We start from the raw sequence: 15,493 nt of genomic DNA, 5'->3' as shown, positions 1-15,493 counted from the left end.
GGCACAGCGATGCGGTCGATCCGTATGCGGATACTCATCACATGTCTGGTACTGGTCGTCGCGGGAGTGGGCGGCTGGCAACTGCTTCCGTCCGATCCGGCCGAGCAGAAACCGATCACCGTCGGAACGACCGACGTGGTCACGTCGCTCGATCCGGCGGGCGCCTACGACGCGGGATCCTGGGCGCTGTTCAGCAACATCTACCAATCCCTGCTGACGTTCAAACCCGATTCGGTCACGCCCGTGCCGGACGCAGCCCGGGAGTGCGCCTTCGTCGGAACGGAGCTGCGGACCTACCGCTGCGAGCTCCGCGACGATCTGCGCTTCCCCAGCGGGCGCGCGATGACCGGCGAGGACGTCAAGTACTCCTTCGACCGGGTGCTGACGATCAAGTCGGACGTCGGTCCGCGGTCCCTCTTCACCACGCTCAAGTCCGTGGTGGCGAAGGGCCTGACGGTCACCTTCAACCTCACCTCGCGTGACGCGACCTTCCCGCTCAAGGTCGCCACGGGAGCCGGTTCGATCGTGGACCGCACCCGCTATCCGGCGGATGTGCTGCGCGCGGGCTTCGAGGCCGACGGCTCGGGCCCGTACATCCTCACGGCCTACACACCGGGCTCCAGCGCCCATCTCGTGCCCAATCCCGGCTACCACGGCGCGGTCGACGAGACCGGCGGCCCCATCGACATCGCCTACTTCGAGACGTCGGACCAACTGGCCGCCGCCTGGAAGGCCCGTACGGTGGATGTCACGCACCGCCAGCTCCCGCCGTCGCTGATCGCCGGGCTGGACGCGGGCAACGACGGCATCCGCGTCAACGAGTCCGAGAGCGCCGCGATCCGCAATCTCGTCTTCAATGTCCGTGAGGGCTCGCCGCTGGCCGACAAGGCGGTACGCAAGGCGATCGCCGCGACCGTCGACCGGGCCGAGATCGTCACCGGCGTCTACGACTCGACCGTCGATCCGCTCTACTCGCTGATCCCGCAGGGCATCACCTCGCACACCACGCCCTTCTTCGACTCCTATCCGGATCCGGACCCGGAGCGGGCGAAGCAACTCCTCGCGGACGCGGGAGTGCAGACGCCGGTACGGTTCACGCTCGCCCACGCGCAGGGCGGTTCGGCGGCGCCGGAGGCGGCGGAGCTGCGTAAACAGCTCGAAGCCACCGGGCTGTTCAAGGTGAAGATCGTAGAGAAGGAGTGGACGGAGTTCCAGAAGGGCTACTCCCAGGGCGAGTACGACGCGTACTGCGTGAGCTGGCTCCCGGACTTCCCGGACCCGGACAACTTCGTACAGCCCTTGGTCGGCCGTGAGTCCACGCTGCACAACGGCTATGCGAGCGAGCAGGTCGACCAGTTGATCGAGTCGACGCAGCAGTACAGCGAACGGGCCCGCGCCTCGCAGGACTTCAGGACGCTCCAGAGGGTGGTGGCGGCGGATGTGCCTGTCCTGCCGCTGTGGCAGAAGAAGGACTATGTGCTGAGCACCGAGGACATCACGGGCTCGCAGTATCTCTCGGACGGTACGGGCCTCTGGCGGCTGTGGGCACTGGGCTGGCTCTGACGGTCCCCTTCCTTGAGTGGTCACGGTGACGGGCATGGCAGCGTCACCGTGACCGCGAGGCCCGCGCCCGGCGCGGTCTCCACCGTGACCTCGCCGCCGTGCGAGGCCACCACCGCCTGCACGATGGACATGCCGAGCCCGCTGCCGTTGCCGTTCCCGTCTGTGTCGCTGCCGCTGGTGCTGCCGCCGCCCGTGCCGCCCGTCACCCGGAAGAAGCGGTCGAAGATACGGTCGGCGTCGGCGCCTTCCATCCCAGGGCCCTGGTCCGCGACACGAAGCCGTACCTCACCGCACTTCGAGCGCGCCAGCTCCACCGTCACCGGCGCGGCCACCGGAGTGTGGACGCGGATGTTCGTCAGCAGATTCCCGATGACCTGCCGCAGCCCCGACTCGTCGCCCTGGACGAGCATCGTCCCGTCCGCCGCCACCTCGACCGTACGGTCCGGCTGCTGCGCGCGCAGATCGTCCGCCGCGTCCCTGACAAGTCGGCTCAAATCCACCGGCCGCAGCCGCAGTTCGGGCCGCTGGTCCAGCCGGGCCAGCGTCAGCAGCTCGTCGACGAGCCGGCCCATCCGGTCCGCCTCCGCGTTCATCCGGGCCAGGGCGCGCGTACGCTCGGCCCGCTCGCGCAGCATCCCGCGGGCGTAGAGCTGGAGATAGCCGCGGATCGCGGCGAGCGGTGTACGCAGCTCGTGCGAGGCGTCCGCGACGAACCGGCGGAGCTGGGCGGCGCTACGCTCGCGTGTCACATACGCCGACTCGACCTGCTGGAGCATGGAGTTGAGCGCGAGCCGCAGCTGTTCGGTCTCCGCGATGGTGTCGTGACGGCCCGGTATCCGGCGCGTCAGATCGCCCTCGGCGATGGCGGACGCGGTCTCCACCATGTCCTCCAGCGGGCGCAGCGTACGGCCCGCGCTCATCAGCGTCATGACCGCGAGCAGGACCAGCAGCAGCGTCCCGAAGGCCAGATCCAGCTTGAGCGCGCGCTGGAGACTCTGGTGGACGGTCTTGGTGGACTTCGCGAGCAGGACCACCGAGCCGTCAGCGAGCTGGGCCGCCGTCGTCCGGTACGGCTCGCCGTCCACGTCCACATCGCGCGCGGTGTCGTAACGGGCCGCCGCCACCGGATCCTCGACCGCCACGGCCAGCGCCCGCTGGCGCTCGCTCGGCATGATCCCGGCGAAGAACAGCGGTCTGCCGGAGGCGTCGACGACCACGAAGACCGTGTCGGGCTTGGGTAGATTGCTCGCGCCCGAGTCGCCGGGCGCGAGGATGTCCCGTACCGCCGCGAGCGCGCTCAGGGACTCGATCTGCTTCATGGTGATCCCGCTGCGCTGAAGGCCCTCGCGCGAGCCGGTCAGCTCGGAGTCGATGGCGCCGAGCAGATAGTGCCGGAGCCCGAAGAGGCTGACGGCGGTCGCGACGGTGATCCCGAGGGCGAGCAGCAGCACATTGACGAGAGTGAGCCTGGTCCGCAGCGAATGCGTGCGGTGCGGACGCATTCGTCGCGAAGGTGTGCGGTGCGGACGCCCGGTCCGGCTCACGCCGGGCTCGCCAGGCCGTATCCCACACCTCGGCGCGTGGTGATCAACGGCGGTCCCAGCGGATCGAGTTTGCGGCGCAGATAGCTGATGTACGTCTCCACGACGGTCGACTCGGCCGCGTGCTCGTACCGCCAGACATGACGGAGCAACTGCTCCTTCGTCACCACGGAACCGGCGTTGCGCACCAGGAAACGCAGCAGCGCGTACTCGGTGGGCGTGAGATCCACGGGCCGGCCCGCCCTGCGCACGGTGTACGTCGCCTCGTCCAGCTCCAGATCCGCGTAGCGCAGCGGCGGCCGGGCGGGCAGCCGGTCCGCGGGCCGCGTACGGCGCAGCACCGCCCGGATCCTGGCGATCACCTCGTCCACATTGAACGGCTTGGTGATGTAGTCGTCGCCGAGCCCGAGGCCGCCGACGATCTCGGCGGGCGCGTCCCGCGCGGTGATGAAGACCACCGCGATCTCCGGGTGGCACTCGCGCAGTTGACGGCCGATCTCACGGCCGTCGCCGTCCGGCAGCATCACATCGAGCAGCGCCACATCGGGCCGCGTCCGCCGTACCGCCTCCGCGGCCTGCCGCACGCTCCCGGCGGAGACCACCTCGAACCGGTGGTACCGCAGGGCGATGGCGAGGACGTCCGCGATGCTCGGCTCGTCCTCGACGACCAGCACGGTCGCCGCCGCTGCCGTCCCGTCCCCAGCTGTCATGCCCCCAGTATCCGCACCGCGCTCGCCTCGGGCACCGCCGGCCGCTTGGGAGTTCCTTGTGAGTCATGGCCGCGCCACGCCGTACGTCTCGTCGCGGACCGATTCTGGGATCCGGCCGGCGGGACGGCCGGGAAGCGACCGAAGAAGAGGGGCGGACATCGTGGAGGCATGGGCACGCTGGTGCTACCGGCACAAGGCGGTGGTGCTGGTGCTGTGGGTGGCGGCGCTGCTGGGCCTGGGGGCCGCGAGCACCACCGCGGGCAGCAACTACTCGGATGTGTTCACACTGCCGGACACGGACTCGACCGAGGCGTACGACCGGATGGCACAGGCCTTCCCGGAGCGCTCGGGCGACACGGACACCGTGGTCTGGCGCGTGGACACCGGGACGGTACGGGACGCTTCCGTACGCGAGCGGATCGAGCCGGCCCTGAGCGCGATCGCGGCGATGCCGGGCGTCGGCGAGGTCCGGAGCCCGTACGGTACGGACGCGGCGGCCGGCCAGATCAGCGAGACCGGGCGGATCGCGTACGCGCAGGTCACCTTCGCCGAACAGGCCAACGCCGTACCGAAGGAACTCGTCCAGGACGTCGTCGACACCGCACGGGACGCCGAGCGCGCCGGGCTCCAGATCGAGGTGGGCGGCCAGGCCATCACCCGCATCCAGGAGCCGCCGACCGGGATCGCCGAGGGCGTCGGCATTCTGGCCGCCGCGGTCGTGCTCTTCCTCGCCTTCGGCTCGGTGTTCTCGATGCTGCTGCCGATCGTCGTGGCCGTCTTCGGCGTCGGCACGGGCATGCTGTCGACGGGACTGCTCGGCCATGTCACCGACGTACCCGAAGTGGCGCCGCTGCTGGGCTCGTTGATCGGTCTCGGCGTCGGTATCGACTACGCGCTCTTCATCGTCACCCGGCACCGCAAGAACATCCTGCGCGGCCGGGCGCCCGAGGACGCGGCGGTCCTCGCGCTCAACACCTCGGGCCGCGCGGTGCTGTTCGCGGGCGGCACCGTCTGTATCGCGCTCGCCGGGATGCTGGTGATGCGGATGCGCTTCCTGGACGGAGTCGTCATCGCGACCTCGCTGACGGTCGTGCTGAGCGTGCTGGCCGCGGTGACTCTGCTGCCCGCGCTGCTCGGGCTTCTGGGCGAGCGGGTGCTGAGCAGGCGCCAGCGCGCCCGGCTGGCGGCGAGCGGACCGGAGTCGGAGGAGGCGAAGGGACTGGCCGCCCGCTGGTCGGCCACCGTGCAGAAGCGGCCGAGGGCGGTCGCGGTGGTCGCCCTCGCCGTGATGGCGGCTCTGGCGGTCCCGCTGCTGTCGCTGCGGCTCGGCGCGACGGACCAGGGCAACCATCCCGAGGACACCACGACACGGCAGGCGTACGACCTGCTCGCCGAGGGCTTCGGCCCGGGCTTCAACGGGCCGCTGCAACTGGTCGCCGAGGTCGGCGGTACGGCCGAGGACAGGGCCGCCGTGGACGGGCTTGTCGAGCGCGTCCGTACGGAGCGAGGCGTGGCCATGGCGACGGCGCTGCCGACACCGCCGGAAGCCTCCGTCGCGGTGATCCAGGTGGTGCCGACGACCTCACCGCAGTCGGAGCAGACGGACGAACTGATCGACCGGCTGCGCGACGACATCGTCCCGGAGTCCGGTCTTGAGGTCCATGTCGGCGGAGTCACCGCCACGTTCAAGGACTTCGCGGCCGTCACGGGCGAGCGGCTGCCCGCGTTTGTCGCCGCCATCATCGGGCTCGGCTTCCTGCTGCTGCTCGTCGCGTTCCGCTCGCTGGTCGTACCGCTCACGGCCGCGCTGATGAATCTGATCGCGGCGGCGGCGTCCTTCGGTGTGCTGGTGGCGGTCTTCCAGTGGGGCTGGGGCACGGAGCTGCTCGGTATCGGCAAGGAGGGACCGATCACCGCGTTCCTGCCGGTCATCATGTTGTCGCTGCTGTTCGGTCTGTCGATGGACTACCAGGTTTTCCTGGTCAGCCGGATGCACGAGGAGTGGGTGCACACACGCGACAACGCGCGGGCGGTCCGGGTCGGACTCGCCGAGACCAGCCGGGTCATCAACTGCGCGGCGCTCATCATGATCTGTGTCTTCAGCGCCTTTGTGCTCAGCGGTGACCTGGAGGGCGCGATGGCGGGCATCGGACTGGCGGCGGCGGTCGCGCTGGACGCGTTCATCCTCCGTACGGCGCTGGTACCGGCGGCGATGCATCTGCTGGGACGGTCCAACTGGTGGCTGCCGCAGTGGCTGGACAAGCGGCTGCCGCATCTGGCGGTGGAGCCGGCGGAGGAGACGCCAGCGCCCGGAAAGATGCCCGAAGCGACTCCGGGCACGACCTCCGGTCCGACTCACGCGACGGCGGTGCACGGTTTCGTACGGTCGCCCGAGGGCGAGCCCGTCCGCTCGGCCACACTCACCCTGCTCACTCCGGCCGGCCGGCAGCTCGACCGCGTGGAGTCCCTGGCAGACGGCTCCTACATCCTCGCGGCCCCGGCGCCCGGACCGTATGCGATGACGGTGACAGCTCCCGGCTACGAGTCGCAGACGCGGCATATCGTGATCGGCGAGGAGCCGACCGTACACGATCTGGTCCTGGAGGAGACGGCCGTGGACGCGGTGAACTGAACGGGTCGAACTGACGGAGCGTCAGGTACGGTCGGGTCTGGTCCTCGCCTTGCGCGAGGCCGCCGCCTCCGCCATGCCCGGGAGGAAGTCCGTGAACAGCTCGTGCACATCGCGGACGAGCGGTCGCAGCACCCGGAACCGGGAGAGCGCGACGCCTCGTGCGGTCAGCAGGGCGCCGCGCTCTGCCAGTCGGCGGCTGCGGGCGCTGTTCTCCGAGCGGTCGAAGACCCAGTAGAGAACGAGTCCCATCTGCGAGAGCCACATCAACTCGGGGAGTATGTCGGCCAGTTCGTCCGCGACCTTTGCCTTGGAGCCGGCCAGTGCCTCGCGGTGGACGGCGATGGCGGCGTCGCGGGCGTGTTCCGACTCCGGGGAGAAAGGGCTCAGCGGACTCTCGGGATCCGCCGCGTTCTTGAAGAACTGCGCGGCGAACTCGTGGTACGGCGAAGCGATGTCGAGCCAGACCTTCAGCACGCCCGCCATCCGCGCTTCGAGATCGGTCTCACGGTCCAGCACCGGCCGGACCGCCACCCGGTGTTCGGCGGCGATCCGGTCGTAGAAGCCCTGGACGAGATGTTCCTTGGACGAGAAGTAGTAGTACGCGTTCCCCACGGAGACACCGGCCTCCTGGGCGATGGCCCGCATGGTCGTCCTGTCGTAACCGCGCTCCTGGAAGAGCCGCAGCGCGGTTTCGAGGATGAGCGTGCGGGTCTGTTCGCTCTTGGCGACCGGGGCCTTGGATCTGCCGGTGGCCCTGGGGTTTCCGGCGTCCTGCGCGTCCTTCACAGCGTTCTCGTCCTTCACAGTGCCCGAGCCTAATGCGACGGAGCGGGCACCTCGCACGCCTCGTCGCAGGACGCCGCCGTCAGCTCCCGGTACTTCGCGGCGGCGAGCACCGTCACCTTGGCGAAGGGAGCGCCGACCGGAGTGGCCAGCCAGTGGGCCTTGGGCCGGTGTTCGGCCAGGGCCCAGAGGCAGACGATCCAGGCGGCCGTACCCCGGTAGATCTGGCCCCGGTCACCGATGACGGTGATCTCCTTCAGCGTGGAGCCGTGATCGAGGTCCGGATAGCGCTGCCGCGCCTCCTGCGAGGCGGCCGGCACCAGCTCGATCGGTACGAGCTGACGCTGGCGCAGCAGCCAGTGCCGTACATGCACACAGAGCGGGCACTGCGCGTCGTACAGCACGGTCAACCGGTGCACGGGCGTGCGGACTTCGGTCCCGGTCATGGCCGCTCACACTCCGGCGGCCGGAGCGGCCGGAGCGGCCGGACCGGCCCAAGGACCCTTGTCGGCCGGTCCCGTCCAGCCCTGCGGCGGCACCGGAGGCCGCTGCTCGCGCTCCATGATTCCGCGCCGCCGGATCTTGTTGAGCACATAGACATTGCCGAGGTGCATCACTCCGAGCACGAGCAGCACCACACCGATCTTCACCGAGAGCGCCTCGAAGAGCCCGCGGGCGTTCTCGACGGCGTCGGCGTTCTTGAGATAGAGCGCGACGAAGCCGAGGTTGACCAGATAGAAGCCGACCACCAGCAGATGGTTGACGGCGTCCGCGAGCTTCTCGTCCCCCTGGAGCACATCGGCGAGAAAGATCCGCCCGTTTCTGCTCAGTGTCCGGGCCACCCACACGGTCAGCGCCACGCTGATCAGCAGGTAGACCACATACGCGACAACAGTGAGGTCCATCCCCCACCCTCCCTTTGAACACGTTCAAAAGCTGATGTCATGGACTGTAGCCCTGTTTTTGAACATGTTCAAGCCGGCGTGGCGGGCGGCGGAGGGCAGCGAAAACGCGTCCGGCGCCGGGGAGTTCCCGGCGCCGGACGCGATGGTGAAGCTGTGTCAGTCAGTCACATGGCTGTGTCAGTCGGTCACATGGCGCTCAGCGAGCGGGCGTAGTTGATCTGGCCCATGACGGCGTGGAAGGCGCCCGGGTGGTTGGCCGGGATCATGGTCGAGTGGTGCGTGCCGCCGCTGGTCACGGAGACCTGGATGAAGCCGGTCGTCGTCTTCTCCTTCATCAGCAGGAAGAGCAGACCGACCAGACAGAGGAGGAAGAAGACGATCGCCAGGACGATGGCGTACGCCGGGATCTTCTCCTCCGTACGGGACATGTCCGTCGCGTTCCAGACCGCGCCCTTGAGCGGCAGCGTGCCCGACGGCGTCACGATCGAGTCGGGCAGCACGGTGATGTCACCTATCGACACCAGCGGTGTGCCGCCGCCCATCGGTACGGGATACGGGGCGCCGGCCTGCGGATAGCCGTAGCCGGGCGGGGGCGTGGCGCCCGGGTGGCCGTAGCCGGGCATCGAGCCCGATCCGCCGTCGATGAGCGTGGGATTGGGGAAGTCGTACTCCGGCGTGCCCGGTGCGCCCGGCCCTCCGGTCGCTCCCGGCCCAGTTACCGGCCCCGGGCCCGGCGACTGCGGCGGCGGCCCCCATGTGTACTCCCCGTCCGCGTACGGATTCGGCTCCGTCATCTCTCCCCGCTTCCCCTGGTCCCGAATGCACCACCGATCCTGGCACAGGAAGGGCCCGCTTCTGAATGGACTTCCCCACAGAAACGGGCCCTTGGAGCGAACGCGCTCAGAGGAGCGGACGCGCTCAGAAGCGACGCGTGATCAGCGCGCGCTTGACCTCCTGGATCGCCTTGGTGACCTCGATACCGCGCGGGCAGGCGTCCGTGCAGTTGAACGTCGTGCGGCAACGCCACACACCGTCCTTGTCGTTGAGGATCTCCAGACGCTGCTCCGCGGCCTCGTCACGCGAGTCGAAGATGAAGCGGTGCGCGTTCACGATCGCGGCGGGACCGAAGTACTGGCCGTCGTTCCAGAAGACCGGGCAGGACGAGGTGCACGCGGCGCACAGGATGCACTTGGTGGTGTCGTCGAAGCGCTCGCGGTCCTCGGCGGACTGGAGCCGCTCCCGCGTGGGCTCGTTGCCGGAGGTGACCAGGAACGGCATCACATCGCGGTACGCCTGGAAGAACGGCTCCATGTCCACGATCAGGTCCTTCTGGACCGTGAGTCCCTTTATGGGCTCGACCGTGATCGGCTTGTCCGGGTTGATGTCCTTGATCAGCGTCTTGCACGCCAGCCGGTTACGGCCGTTGATACGCATCGCGTCCGAGCCGCAGATGCCGTGCGCGCAGGAGCGCCGGAAGGTGAGCGAGCCGTCCAGTTCCCACTTGATCTTGTGGAGACCGTCGAGCACCCGCTCCTTGGGATCGATGTCGATCTGGAAGTCCTGCCACTGGGCCTCGTCGGAGACCTCGGGGTTGAAGCGGCGGATCCGGAACGTGACCGTGATGTACGGAGAGGCGGCGGACTCCGCCTCGACCTTGTCCAGTACGGGTGTAGCCATCAGTACTTACGCTCCATCGGCTGGTAGCGGGTCTGGACGACCGGCTTGTAGTCGAGACGGATGGACTCGTTGCCGTCGTCGCCGACCTCGCGGTACGCCATGGTGTGGCGCATGAAGTTCACATCGTCACGGTTGGGGTAGTCCTCGCGGTAGTGACCGCCGCGGGACTCCTTGCGGGCGAGCGCGGACACGGCCATCACCTCGGCCAGATCGAGCAGATTGCCCAGCTCGATCGCCTCCAGCAGATCCGTGTTGAAGCGCCGGCCCTTGTCCTGGACGGACACGTTCAGATAGCGCTCACGCAGCTCGCCGATCTTCTCGACGGCCGTCTTGATGGTCTGCTCCGTACGGAACACCATCACATTGGCGTCCATGCACTCCTGGAGCTCAAGGCGCAGTGTGGCGACGCGCTCCTTGCCGGTGGACGCGCGCAGCCGCTCGACCTGCGCCTCGACCTGGGCCGCCGGGTTCTCGGGCAGCTCGACGTAGTCGTTCTTCAGGGCGTACTCGGCGGCGGCGATACCGGACCGGCGGCCGAAGACATTGATGTCCAGCAGCGAGTTGGTGCCCAGACGGTTGGCGCCGTGCACGGAGACACACGCGACCTCGCCGGCCGCGTACAGACCGGGCACGACCGTCGTGTTGTCGGCGAGGACCTCGCCCTGGACATTGGTCGGGATGCCGCCCATGGCGTAGTGCGCGGTCGGCTGGATCGGGATCGGGTCGGTGTACGGCTCGATGCCCAGATAGGTCCGCGCGAACTCGGTGATGTCGGGCAGCTTGGCGTCGAGCTGCTCCGGCGGGAGGTGCGTGAGGTCCAGATAGACATGGTCGCCCTCGGGACCGCAGCCGCGGCCCTCACGGATCTCCGTGTAGATGGACCGGGACACCACATCGCGGGAGGCGAGGTCCTTCATGACGGGCGCGTACTTCTCCATGAAGCGCTCGCCGTCCTTGTTGCGGAGGATGCCGCCCTCACCGCGGGCGCCCTCCGTCAGCAGGATGCCCATGCGCCAGATGCCCGTCGGATGGAACTGGAAGAACTCCATGTCCTCCAGCGGCAGTCCGCGCCGGTAGCAGGCGGCCTGGCCGTCACCGGTCAGCGTGTGCGCGTTGGAGGTCACCTTGAAGAACTTGCCGGTGCCGCCGGACGCGTAGATCACGGACTTCGCCTGGAAGACATGGATCTCGCCGGTGGCCAGCTCGTACGCGACCACACCGGCGGACGTCTTGACGCCGTCGACCTCGGTGATGAGCTGGTCCAGGACGTAGAACTCGTTGAAGAACTCCACGCCCTCCTTGACGCAGTTCTGGTACAGCGTCTGGAGGATCATGTGGCCCGTACGGTCCGCGGCGTAGCAGGACCGGCGGACCGGCGCCTCGCCGTGGTTGCGGGAGTGGCCGCCGAAGCGGCGCTGGTCGATGGTGCCGTCCGGCGTCCGGTTGAACGGCAGGCCCATCTTCTCCAGGTCGAGGACCGCGTCGATGGCCTCCTTCGCCAGGATCTCGGCGGCGTCCTGGTCGACCAGATAGTCGCCGCCCTTGATCGTGTCGAAGGTGTGCCACTCCCAGTTGTCCTCCTCCACATTGGCGAGCGCGGCGGCCATACCGCCCTGCGCGGCGCCCGTGTGGGACCGGGTCGGGTAGAGCTTCGTCAGCACTGCGGTACGGCTGCGCTTGGTCGACTCGATGGCCGCGCGCATACCGGCGCCACCGGCGCCGACGATGACGGTGTCGTACTTATGGATCTTCATAGTGAGTCTCGTCAGCCCCGGCTTTAGCGGATGTTCGGGTCGAAGGTGAAGATCACCAGCGAGCCGAGAAGGATGGTGAACACCGTGGCGGTGTACAGCAGGCCCTTGAGCCACAGGCGCGTCGTGGCGCGCTCCGCGTAGTCGTTGATGACCGTACGGAGGCCGTTGCCGCCGTGCAGCATCGCCAGCCACAGCATCAGCAGATCCCAGACCTGCCAGAACGGCGAGGCCCAGCGGCCGGCCACAAAGGCGAAGCCGATCTTGGACACTCCACCGTCCAGTACGAGCTGGATGATCAGATGGCCGATGACCAGGACGACCAGTACGACACCGGAGAGGCGCATGAAGAGCCACGCGGCCATCTCGAAGTTGCCGCGGGTCGACTTCGGAGTCTTGCCGGTCCGCTTGCGCGGCGCCTCGATGAGAGGAGCCGGGAAGTCGGCGTCGTACAGGCTCTCGCCCTCGACGTCACTGATCGCAGAGGTGGTGCTGTCGGCGACTGTGTTGTTGGTAGACATGGGCGGACTCTCAGCTCCCGAAGACTTGGCGCGCGGCGTGGCCGAGCACGGGGTAGAGGGCGCCCACCATCAGGACGAGCCAGATACCCACGGCGGTCCAGAGCATCTGCTTCTGGTAGCGCGGGCCCTTGGACCAGAAGTCCACGGCGATGACACGCAGGCCGTTGAGCGCGTGGAAGAGGATGGCGGCCACAAGGCCGTACTCGAGCAGTGCGACGACCGGGTTCTTGTAGGTCGCTACGACATCGTCGTAGGCCTCGGGAGAGACACGGACGAGAGCGGTGTCCAGCACGTGTACGAACAGGAAGAAGAAGATGAGGACGCCGGTGACTCGATGAGCCACCCAGGACCACATTCCTTCCCGGCCGCGGTACAGCGTTCCAGCCGGCACGGAAAAACCCTCCGGGAGCGGTGATCGAAGAGCCGGCCGCCATCTTCTACTCAATAAGCACAGTGGTGTCGGTCGCGCCCGGCCGGGTACGGTCCACCGGCCCTGGCCATGGTAGCGACGTGTTGTCGGTTCCTCCGCCCGGGGGCCCGTAGGTGTGATCAAACAGGCAATCAAAGAGCCACGGACGGGCTATCGGGCCGGCCCGGAGAGCCCGGCTCCGGAGGGGCCGCATCCCGAATGGCTCGTTTGGCTTGCATAGCTCGTATGGGCTGTATAGCTGGTTTGTGGGACATGGGGTGTATGGCCGGGTGCGCGGTCGGTACCGCCCGGCCCGGTGTCGTCCGGTCCGATGTACCCCGGCTCCCTGGGCGTGGCGATCAGCAGCGCGATCCGGCTCCGGGCGAGCCGTCGCAGCTCGTCCGCGGCGACGGCCCGCTCGTGGTCGGGCTCGTGGGAGAGCCGGGTGCGGATGCCCGCGAGCACCTCGTCCAGATACTCCTCGGGCCGGTGGCCGTCGAGGCTGATCACAAAGGCGTGGCCGAAGCTGCTCTCGTACGCGGCGTGCGCGGCGCGCAGGGCGGTACGGGCGGCGGGCGGCGCGCTGTGCGGCGGGCCCGAGGACGACTCGTCGGCGAGCGCCTCGGTGAGGTCGGCCTGGGAGAGGTCGTAGCTGGCCTCGTCGGCTGCCGCGAGCAGGGTGTCGAGATCCGGGTACGGGCGGTGCGCGGCGAGCCGCTGGGCCCAGCGACGGCTGCCGCAGCAGCTGAGCAGCGCGGTTTCGGCGGCGAGTGGCGCGGCGGTGTTGAAACGGTGGAGGCCGTTCGGGTGGCCGGCGTGGGATGCGCTGGACAGCGGGGGCTCCTCGAACGCGGCGGGCGGTGGTGGTGGTGGGCGGTGGTCATGGGCGGTGGTCGGCGCAGTGGCGGCCGAACGTATGAACGTAAGGGCAGAAGCGGGCGAGGTGGGGACGTAAGGACAGACGTGAGAAGTGGTACGTCGGTTGACGCTGCCAGGGTGTCGGTTGAGCCGACCGGGTGGGCCTGTTGGGCCGGCCGGTGGGCTGTCGGACCGGCCCGTGTGACGCTTGGGCCGGAAGAGGCGGATGCGCCGTAACGCTATCGACGCGCCGCGGGGTACGTCCGACGGATGCGCGATTTTCACCCGGATGGGAGAGTTTCCCCGCGCGGGATGGACGCCGCCGTGGGACCTTCGCCGTAAGTGCGCCGCACTTTCGCGGTGTCGGGGGTGCACCTGGCCCTCTGTGGGAGGTTGCGGAGTGATGCGAATATCCCGGCGTTTCTGGAGTACTCGGCGTGCTCGGCATGCTCGGCGTCATCGGACAGTCGGCGCAGTGGTCGCCATGGCCGCCGCCGCCACGATGGCGGCCTGTGACTCCGGCAGCGGGAGCGCGGGTGCGACGGACGGATCGGAGTCGTCGCGCGTCGCCGCCGCCTCCTCCGACGGCGCCGACTCCTCGGACCGCGCCTCCTCCGCACGCTCCTCACTCGCCGCCGCGCCCTCGCCCTCGGGCACGTACCCGCTCTCCTCGGCGCCGCGTGTCATTCCCTCCGTACGCAAGTACACGGCCGCCCGCGGACCCGGCTGGAAGCCGTCCGCCGGCAGCGGTGTCGTCATAGCGAGCGGCAGCGAGGGCCTCGCCGACGAAGGGAAGCTGCTGGCCGACGAGCTGAAGATCGCCTACCGCGGTACGGCCGCCGCCGGCGCCGGCGATGTCGAACTGGCCCTCAAGAGCGGCAGCGGCGCCGCCGAGTCGTACACCCTCACCACCAGCGGCGGTCAGGTGCGGATCACCGGACCCGATCAGGCCGGTGTTTTCTACGGCACCCGCACGCTCAAGCAGTCGCTGCGCGCGGACGCGGTGATGCCCGAAGGCGTAGTGGAGGACAGTCCCGGCCGGCCGCAGCGCGGGCTGAATCTCGACATCGCGCGCAAGTACTACACGCCGGGCTGGATCGAGAACCGGCTGCGCGAGATGGCCGACCTCAAGCTCAATATGCTCGGGCTGCACTTCTCCGACGACCAGGGCTTCCGTATCGAGTCCACCACCCATCCCGAGATCGTCTCCAAGCAGCATCTCTCCAAGGCCGAGGTCAGAAAGATCCTGGACCTCGCCGACCGGCTGCACATCACGGTCGTCCCGGAGATCGACTCGCCGGGACATCTCGGCGCGGTGCTGGCCGCGTATCCCTCGCTCCAGCTCCGTAACGCGGACGGTGTGGCCACCAAGGGCGCGATCGACATCTCGCAGCCCGCCTCGGCGCGGCTCATCGACGATCTGCTGCGTGAGTTCGCCGGGCTCTTCAAGGGCCGGTTCTGGCATCTCGGCGGGGACGAGTACCAGGCGCTGGTGGTCGCCGATCCCGAGGCGTCGTATCCGAAGCTGGCCGCGCTGGCGGTGCAGAAGTACGGCAGCCAGGGCCGGATCCAGGATCTGACGACGGGCTGGACGAACGACCGCGCCGCGACGATGCGCCAGCTCAAGCGGACGAACAAGGTGTGGAACGACGGTGTCTTCCGGGACGGAGTCGTCCAGGCGGACAAGGACCTGGAGATCGAGTACTGGACGGGCCGGGAGATCGGGGCGCGGCAGCCGGTGGAGTATCTGGACGAGGGCCGGCCGGTGGTCAACCTCAACGACGAGTACCTCTATTACGTGCTCGGCCAGCCGAACAACTTCATGTATCCGACCGGTCAGCGGATCTACGAGCAGTGGACGCCGCTGGTGCTGCGCGGTACGAAACCGGTCGACGCCAAGTACTCGAAGCAGATCCTCGGCGGACGGCTCGCGGTCTGGAGCGACTTCCCGAACGCGCAGACCGAGGACCAGGTGGCGCGCGGGATCCGGCTGCCGCTGGCCGCGCTGACGCAGAAGCTGTGGAATCCGGCGAAGCCGTCGCTGAACTGGAGCGGATTCACGGCACTCGCGAGGAAGGTGGGCGGCCCGGCCTGAGCGGGGGCGTGGCGTGCGGGCTGCGGCGTGCGGGTGTTGCAGTGCAGT

The 15,493-nt window shown here is 68.7% G+C and carries 14 protein-coding genes; 3 read left to right on the top strand and 11 right to left on the bottom strand.

Going from position 1 to position 15,493, the window contains the following annotated elements; genetic code table 11:
• The first annotated feature begins 9 nt into the window (after positions 1-9).
• Positions 10-1,563, top strand: coding sequence for an ABC transporter substrate-binding protein (locus ACFV6H_RS31235; RefSeq protein ID WP_384981713.1), 1,554 nt, complete (start codon positions 10-12; stop codon positions 1,561-1,563).
• Between the two features lie 20 nt (positions 1,564-1,583).
• Here ACFV6H_RS31235 and ACFV6H_RS31230 read toward each other — a convergent pair whose 3' ends face one another.
• Positions 1,584-3,065 (bottom strand): sensor histidine kinase, encoded by a 1,482-nt coding sequence (locus ACFV6H_RS31230; RefSeq protein ID WP_385548913.1) that lies wholly within the window; start codon positions 3,063-3,065, stop codon positions 1,584-1,586.
• Between the two features lie 38 nt (positions 3,066-3,103).
• Positions 3,104-3,814: a response regulator transcription factor gene (locus tag ACFV6H_RS31225; protein WP_385548910.1), complete on the bottom strand. Its 711-nt coding sequence runs from the start codon at positions 3,812-3,814 to the stop codon at positions 3,104-3,106.
• Positions 3,815-3,974: 160 nt separating this feature from the next.
• Here ACFV6H_RS31225 and ACFV6H_RS31220 point away from each other — a divergent pair, with 160 nt between their 5' ends.
• Positions 3,975-6,446, top strand: coding sequence for an MMPL family transporter (locus ACFV6H_RS31220; RefSeq protein WP_385548907.1), 2,472 nt, complete (start codon positions 3,975-3,977; stop codon positions 6,444-6,446).
• A gap of 21 nt (positions 6,447-6,467) precedes the next feature.
• On the opposite strand, the gene ACFV6H_RS31215 is transcribed toward ACFV6H_RS31220, so the two are convergent.
• The 9 genes from ACFV6H_RS31215 to ACFV6H_RS31175 form a co-directional block, all read right to left on the bottom strand.
• A complete protein-coding gene (locus ACFV6H_RS31215) occupies positions 6,468-7,232 on the bottom strand; it encodes a TetR family transcriptional regulator (protein WP_385549005.1) in 765 nt (254 codons plus the stop codon).
• A gap of 29 nt (positions 7,233-7,261) precedes the next feature.
• On the bottom strand, positions 7,262-7,675 hold the full coding sequence (locus ACFV6H_RS31210) for a thiol-disulfide oxidoreductase DCC family protein (RefSeq protein ID WP_385548904.1): 414 nt from the start codon (positions 7,673-7,675) through the stop codon (positions 7,262-7,264).
• Between the two features lie 6 nt (positions 7,676-7,681).
• Positions 7,682-8,134, bottom strand: a complete 453-nt coding sequence (locus ACFV6H_RS31205) for a hypothetical protein (protein ID WP_385548901.1) — start codon at positions 8,132-8,134, stop codon at positions 7,682-7,684.
• Positions 8,135-8,319: 185 nt separating this feature from the next.
• Positions 8,320-8,928, bottom strand: coding sequence for a hypothetical protein (locus tag ACFV6H_RS31200; protein WP_385548898.1), 609 nt, complete (start codon positions 8,926-8,928; stop codon positions 8,320-8,322).
• Positions 8,929-9,052: 124 nt separating this feature from the next.
• Positions 9,053-9,811, bottom strand: a complete 759-nt coding sequence (locus tag ACFV6H_RS31195; RefSeq protein ID WP_066944320.1) for a succinate dehydrogenase iron-sulfur subunit — start codon at positions 9,809-9,811, stop codon at positions 9,053-9,055.
• Complete coding sequence (gene sdhA, locus ACFV6H_RS31190; protein WP_384981742.1) at positions 9,811-11,565, bottom strand: succinate dehydrogenase flavoprotein subunit; 1,755 nt, start codon at positions 11,563-11,565, stop codon at positions 9,811-9,813. Before sdhA ends, ACFV6H_RS31195 begins: the two co-directional genes overlap by 1 nt.
• Positions 11,566-11,588: 23 nt before the next feature.
• Positions 11,589-12,083, bottom strand: coding sequence for a succinate dehydrogenase hydrophobic membrane anchor subunit (locus ACFV6H_RS31185; RefSeq protein WP_384792565.1), 495 nt, complete (start codon positions 12,081-12,083; stop codon positions 11,589-11,591).
• 10 nt (positions 12,084-12,093) lie between these two features.
• A complete protein-coding gene (gene sdhC, locus ACFV6H_RS31180; protein ID WP_079124857.1) occupies positions 12,094-12,474 on the bottom strand; it encodes a succinate dehydrogenase, cytochrome b556 subunit in 381 nt (126 codons plus the stop codon).
• Between the two features lie 189 nt (positions 12,475-12,663).
• Positions 12,664-13,635, bottom strand: a complete 972-nt coding sequence (locus ACFV6H_RS31175; RefSeq protein WP_385548892.1) for a 2-oxo-4-hydroxy-4-carboxy-5-ureidoimidazoline decarboxylase — start codon at positions 13,633-13,635, stop codon at positions 12,664-12,666.
• A gap of 199 nt (positions 13,636-13,834) precedes the next feature.
• Here ACFV6H_RS31175 and ACFV6H_RS31170 point away from each other — a divergent pair, with 199 nt between their 5' ends.
• Positions 13,835-15,445, top strand: a complete 1,611-nt coding sequence (locus ACFV6H_RS31170) for a glycoside hydrolase family 20 protein (RefSeq protein WP_385549002.1) — start codon at positions 13,835-13,837, stop codon at positions 15,443-15,445.
• Positions 15,446-15,493: the final 48 nt, after the last annotated feature.

This window comes from Streptomyces sp. NPDC059743 (assembly GCF_042732975.1).
GTDB lineage: Bacteria > Actinomycetota > Actinomycetes > Streptomycetales > Streptomycetaceae > Streptomyces.
The sequence above is the reverse complement of the archived record's forward strand: the minus strand, read 5'-3'. Positions and strand labels throughout refer to the sequence as shown.